This window comes from Snodgrassella sp. ESL0323 (genome assembly GCF_013346865.1).
Classification (GTDB): Bacteria; Pseudomonadota; Gammaproteobacteria; order Burkholderiales; family Neisseriaceae; genus Snodgrassella; species Snodgrassella alvi.
Window position 1 is genome coordinate 1 of sequence record NZ_JAAEDT010000033.1, and the last position, 5,556, is coordinate 5,556.

A 5,556-nucleotide genomic window follows, 5' to 3' on the forward strand; every position below is an offset into this window, starting at 1 on the left:
TTAAAGTAAGAAACCCGGCTGACTAATCAACCGGGTTCTTCTATGGGGAGTCTGGCGGTGTCCTACTTTCACATGGGCAATCCATACTATCATCGGCGCTAGGTCGTTTCACGGTCCTGTTCGGGATGGGAAGGCGTGGGACCAACCCGCTATGGCCGCCAGACATTAAACTGTCAAATCAGAAAGCCTTAATCTCGGTGATGATGTGTATTCATCAGTAAGCTTTATCATTCTCTGTGCATTTATTGCACGAAGTCCTTCAAATGATAGAGTCAAGCCTCACGAGCAATTAGTATCGGTTAGCTCCAAGTGTTACCACTCTTCCACACCCGACCTATCAACGTCCTGGTCTTGAACGTCTCTTTAGAGGGATTAAATCCCTAGGGAAGTCTCATCTTCAGGCGAGTTTCACGCTTAGATGCTTTCAGCGTTTATCTCTTCCGAACTTAGCTACCCGGCGATGCGACTGGCGTCACAACCGGTACACCAGAGGTTCGTCCACTCCGGTCCTCTCGTACTAGGAGCAGCCCCCGTCAAACTTCCAACGCCCACTGCAGATAGGGACCAAACTGTCTCACGACGTTTTAAACCCAGCTCACGTACCACTTTAAATGGCGAACAGCCATACCCTTGGGACCGACTACAGCCCCAGGATGTGATGAGCCGACATCGAGGTGCCAAACTCCGCCGTCGATATGAACTCTTGGGCGGAATCAGCCTGTTATCCCCGGAGTACCTTTTATCCGTTGAGCGATGGCCCTTCCATTCAGAACCACCGGATCACTATGTCCTGCTTTCGCACCTGCTCGACTTGTCGGTCTCGCAGTTAAGCTACCTTGTGCCATTGTACTATCAGTCCGATTTCCGACCGGACCTAGGTAACCTTCGAACTCCTCCGTTACTCTTTGGGAGGAGACCGCCCCAGTCAAACTGCCTACCATGCACGGTCCCCGATCCAGATTATGGATCCGGGTTAGAACCTCAAAGTCACCAGGGTGGTATTTCAAGGACGGCTCCACAAGAACTAGCGTTCCTGCTTCTTAGCCTCCCACCTATCCTACACAAGTGACTTCAAAGTCCAATGCAAAGCTACAGTAAAGGTTCACGGGGTCTTTCCGTCTAGCAGCGGGGAGATTGCATCTTCACAACCATTTCAACTTCGCTGAGTCTCAGGAGGAGACAGTGTGGCCATCGTTACGCCATTCGTGCGGGTCGGAACTTACCCGACAAGGAATTTCGCTACCTTAGGACCGTTATAGTTACGGCCGCCGTTTACTGGGGCTTCGATCCGATGCTTGCACATCTTCAATTAACCTTCCAGCACCGGGCAGGCGTCACACCCTATACGTCCACTTTCGTGTTTGCAGAGTGCTGTGTTTTTATTAAACAGTCGCAGCCACCTATTCTCTGCGACCTCTCATAGCTTACAGAGTAAATCCTTCACCATAAGAGGCATACCTTCTCCCGAAGTTACGGTATCAATTTGCCGAGTTCCTTCTCCTGAGTTCTCTCAAGCGCCTTAGAATTCTCATCCTACCCACCTGTGTCGGTTTGCGGTACGGTTTCATTCAAACTGAAGCTTAGTGGCTTTTCCTGGAAGCGTGGTATCAGTCACTTCGTGTCCGTAGACACTCGTCATCACTTCTCGGTGTTGTTGAGCACCCGGATTTGCCTAAGTGCTCCACCTACCGGCTTAAACGATCTATTCCAACAGATCGATGACCTAACCTTCTCCGTCCCCACATCGCATTTGAATCAAGTACAGGAATATTAACCTGTTTCCCATCGACTACGCATCTCTGCCTTGCCTTAGGGGCCGACTCACCCTACGCCGATGAACGTTGCGTAGGAAACCTTGGGTTTTCGGCGACAGGGCTTTTCACCCTGTTTATCGCTACTCATGTCAACATTCGCACTTCTGATACCTCCAGCATGCTTCTCAACACACCTTCTTCGGCCTACAGAACGCTCCCCTACCATGCCAGTTAACTGACATCCGCAGCTTCGGTTACAGATTTGAGCCCCGTTACATCTTCCGCGCAGGACGACTCGACCAGTGAGCTATTACGCTTTCTTTAAATGATGGCTGCTTCTAAGCCAACATCCTGGCTGTCTGGGCCTTCCCACTTCGTTTACCACTTAATCTGTCATTTGGGACCTTAGCTGGCGGTCTGGGTTGTTTCCCTCTTGACACCGGACGTTAGCACCCGATGTCTGTCTCCCGAGGAACCACTTGATGGTATTCTTAGTTTGCCATGGGTTGGTAAGTCGCAATGACCCCCTAGCCATAACAGTGCTTTACCCCCATCAGTGTCTTGCTCGAGGCACTACCTAAATAGTTTTCGGGGAGAACCAGCTATCTCCGAGTTTGTTTAGCCTTTCACCCCTATCCACAGCTCATCCCCGCATTTTGCAACATGCGTGGGTTCGGTCCTCCAGTACCTGTTACGGCACCTTCAACCTGGCCATGGATAGATCACTCGGTTTCGGGTCTACACCCAGCAACTCAACGCCCTATTAAGACTCGGTTTCCCTACGCCTCCCCTAATCGGTTAAGCTCGCTACTGAATGTAAGTCGTTGACCCATTATACAAAAGGTACGCAGTCACGGATTCCTCCGCTCCCACTGTTTGTATGCATCAGGTTTCAGGTTCTATTTCACTCCCCTCCCGGGGTTCTTTTCGCCTTTCCCTCACGGTACTGGTTCACTATCGGTCGATGATGAGTATTTAGCCTTGGAGGATGGTCCCCCCATCTTCAGACAGGATTTCTCGTGTCCCGCCCTACTTTTCGTATACTTAGTACCGCCTCTGAAATTTCGAATACGGGGCTATCACCCTCTACGGCCAAGCTTCCCAGCTTGTTCTTCTATCTCAGTGACTATCATATACTGGCTCCTGCGCGTTCGCTCGCCACTACTTGCGCAATCTCGGTTGATTTCTTTTCCTCTGGGTACTTAGATGGTTCAGTTCTCCAGGTTCGCTTCTCTGTACCTATGTATTCAGTACAGGATACCATGCTTATACATGGTGGGTTGCCCCATTCGGATATCGCGGGATCACAGCTCTATTGCCAGCTCCCCCACGCTTTTCGCAGGCTTACACGTCCTTCTTCGCCTATCATCGCCAAGGCATCCACCTGATGCACTTATTCACTTGACTCTATCATTTCAAGAACCTCTTGACTTCGTCAGCATACCGTTGACTAGTATCTCTGACTTAAGGCCTTTACTCTCATAAAGCTTACTGCTTTGGTTGTCTGAACAACGCCTTTTGTGCTCGTCGTTCAGCGATACAATCATCACCCAATTCTTGCAGCACTTCTCTTCTTCTGTCTCCAGAATCAGTTCTATGCTCCAATCTTTGTTTGTTGATTTCGGCTTTCCAATTTGTTAAAGATCGATGCGTTACTTCGCAAATTAAAATCAGCTCTCTGAACTGCCTTTAATTTCCAAAGTATTTTACTGAACCCCTTCTCCTCAGAGTGGTGGTGGAGGCAAACGGGATCGAACCGATGACCCCCTGCTTGCAAAGCAGGTGCTCTACCAACTGAGCTATGCCCCCTCTGTCCTTAAATAAGTGGTGGGTCTGGGAGGACTTGAACCTCCGACCCCACGCTTATCAAGCGTGTGCTCTAACCAGCTGAGCTACAAACCCAGTTTATTCAGTCTCTTCTCGCATCTTTTCAGTTTACCGATAAGTGTGAATGCCAGTCAGCCCCTTCTTTTCTCTAGAAAGGAGGTGATCCAGCCGCAGGTTCCCCTACGGCTACCTTGTTACGACTTCACCCCAGTCATGAAGCATACCGTGTTAAGCGACCTCCTTGCGGTTAGTCTACCCAATTCTGGTATCCCCCACTCCCATGGTGTGACGGGCGGTGTGTACAAGACCCGGGAACGTATTCACCGCAGTATGCTGACCTGCGATTACTAGCGATTCCGACTTCATGCACTCGAGTTGCAGAGTGCAATCCGGACTACGATCGGCTTTCTGAGATTGGCTTCACCTCGCGGCTTCGCTACCCTCTGTACCGACCATTGTATGACGTGTGAAGCCCTGGTCATAAGGGCCATGAGGACTTGACGTCATCCCCACCTTCCTCCGGCATATCACCGGCAGTCTCATTAGAGTGCCCAACTTAATGATGGCAACTAATGACAAGGGTTGCGCTCGTTGCGGGACTTAACCCAACATCTCACGACACGAGCTGACGACAGCCATGCAGCACCTGTGTTACGGTTCCCGAAGGCACTCTCCTATCTCTAAGAGATTCCGTACATGTCAAGACCAGGTAAGGTTCTTCGCGTTGCATCGAATTAATCCACATCATCCACCGCTTGTGCGGGTCCCCGTCAATTCCTTTGAGTTTTAATCTTGCGACCGTACTCCCCAGGCGGACAATTTCACGCGTTAGCTTCGCTACTAAGACATCTAGTGTCCCAACAGCTAATTGTCATCGTTTAGGGCGTGGACTACCAGGGTATCTAATCCTGTTTGCTACCCACGCTTTCGAGCATGAACGTCAGTGTTATCCCAGGAGGCTGCCTTCGCCATCGGTATTCCTCCACATCTCTACGCATTTCACTGCTACACGTGGAATTCTACCTCCCTCTGACACACTCTAGTTAACCAGTTTCAAATGCACGTCCCAAGTTGAGCTCGGGGATTTCACATCTGACTTAATTAACCGTCTGCGCTCGCTTTACGCCCAGTAATTCCGATTAACGCTCGCACCCTACGTATTACCGCGGCTGCTGGCACGTAGTTAGCCGGTGCTTATTCTTTAGGTACCGTCAGCACCAGGTGGTATTAACACCCGGCTTTTCTTCCCTAACAAAAGTCCTTTACAACCCGAAGGCCTTCTTCAGACACGCGGCATGGCTGGATCAGGGTTCCCCCCATTGTCCAAAATTCCCCACTGCTGCCTCCCGTAGGAGTTTGGGCCGTGTCTCAGTCCCAATGTGGCGGATCATCCTCTCAGACCCGCTATGGATCGTCGCCTTGGTAGGCCTTTACCCCACCAACTAGCTAATCCAACATCGGCCGCTCAAATAACGCGAGGTCTTTCGATCCCCCGCTTTCCCCCTCAGGGCGTATGCGGTATTAGCCATCCTTTCGGACAGTTATCCCCCATTACTCGGTACGTTCCGATGCATTACTCACCCGTTCGCCACTCGCCACCAGAGAGCAAGCTCTCCGTGCTGCCGTTCGACTTGCATGTGTAAAGCATGCCGCCAGCGTTCAATCTGAGCCAGGATCAAACTCTTATGTTTAATCTTAGCTTTTTTGTAATCCCGAAGTTCCCTTCGGTTTCACTGGTCTGCTTCAAAGTTATTGACAAGAAATGTTTTTATCTTGTCTCTCTGAATCAGTGTGAGGCCGCTTGGCACTCACACTTATCGGTAATCTGTTCTGTTAAAGAGCGTTGCTTTCGACTGCGTTCTACTTTAAACTGTGCGTTTGTTTCGTGTCGCGTCATCAGCGAAGAAGGCGAACTATACGCCTCCACAAAGCCCCTGTCAACTCCTGCCTGCATTTATTTTTGACTTCCTCCTCA

2 tRNA genes and 3 rRNA genes are annotated in these 5,556 nt (G+C 50.4%); all 5 read right to left on the minus strand.

Features of this window, described 5'->3' with window-relative positions:
- Positions 1-49: 49 nt before the first annotated feature.
- Positions 50-163 (minus strand): 5S ribosomal RNA (gene rrf, locus GY065_RS12750).
- A 105-nt stretch (positions 164-268) separates the two neighbouring features.
- Positions 269-3,161, minus strand: a 23S ribosomal RNA gene (locus GY065_RS12755).
- 326 nt (positions 3,162-3,487) lie between these two features.
- A tRNA-Ala gene (locus GY065_RS12760) sits at positions 3,488-3,563 on the minus strand.
- A gap of 16 nt (positions 3,564-3,579) precedes the next feature.
- A tRNA-Ile gene (locus GY065_RS12765) sits at positions 3,580-3,656 on the minus strand.
- A 77-nt stretch (positions 3,657-3,733) separates the two neighbouring features.
- A 16S ribosomal RNA gene (locus GY065_RS12770) occupies positions 3,734-5,272 on the minus strand.
- The 16S, 23S and 5S rRNA genes sit together here with 2 tRNA genes alongside, the layout of an rRNA operon.
- Positions 5,273-5,556 lie beyond the last annotated feature (284 nt).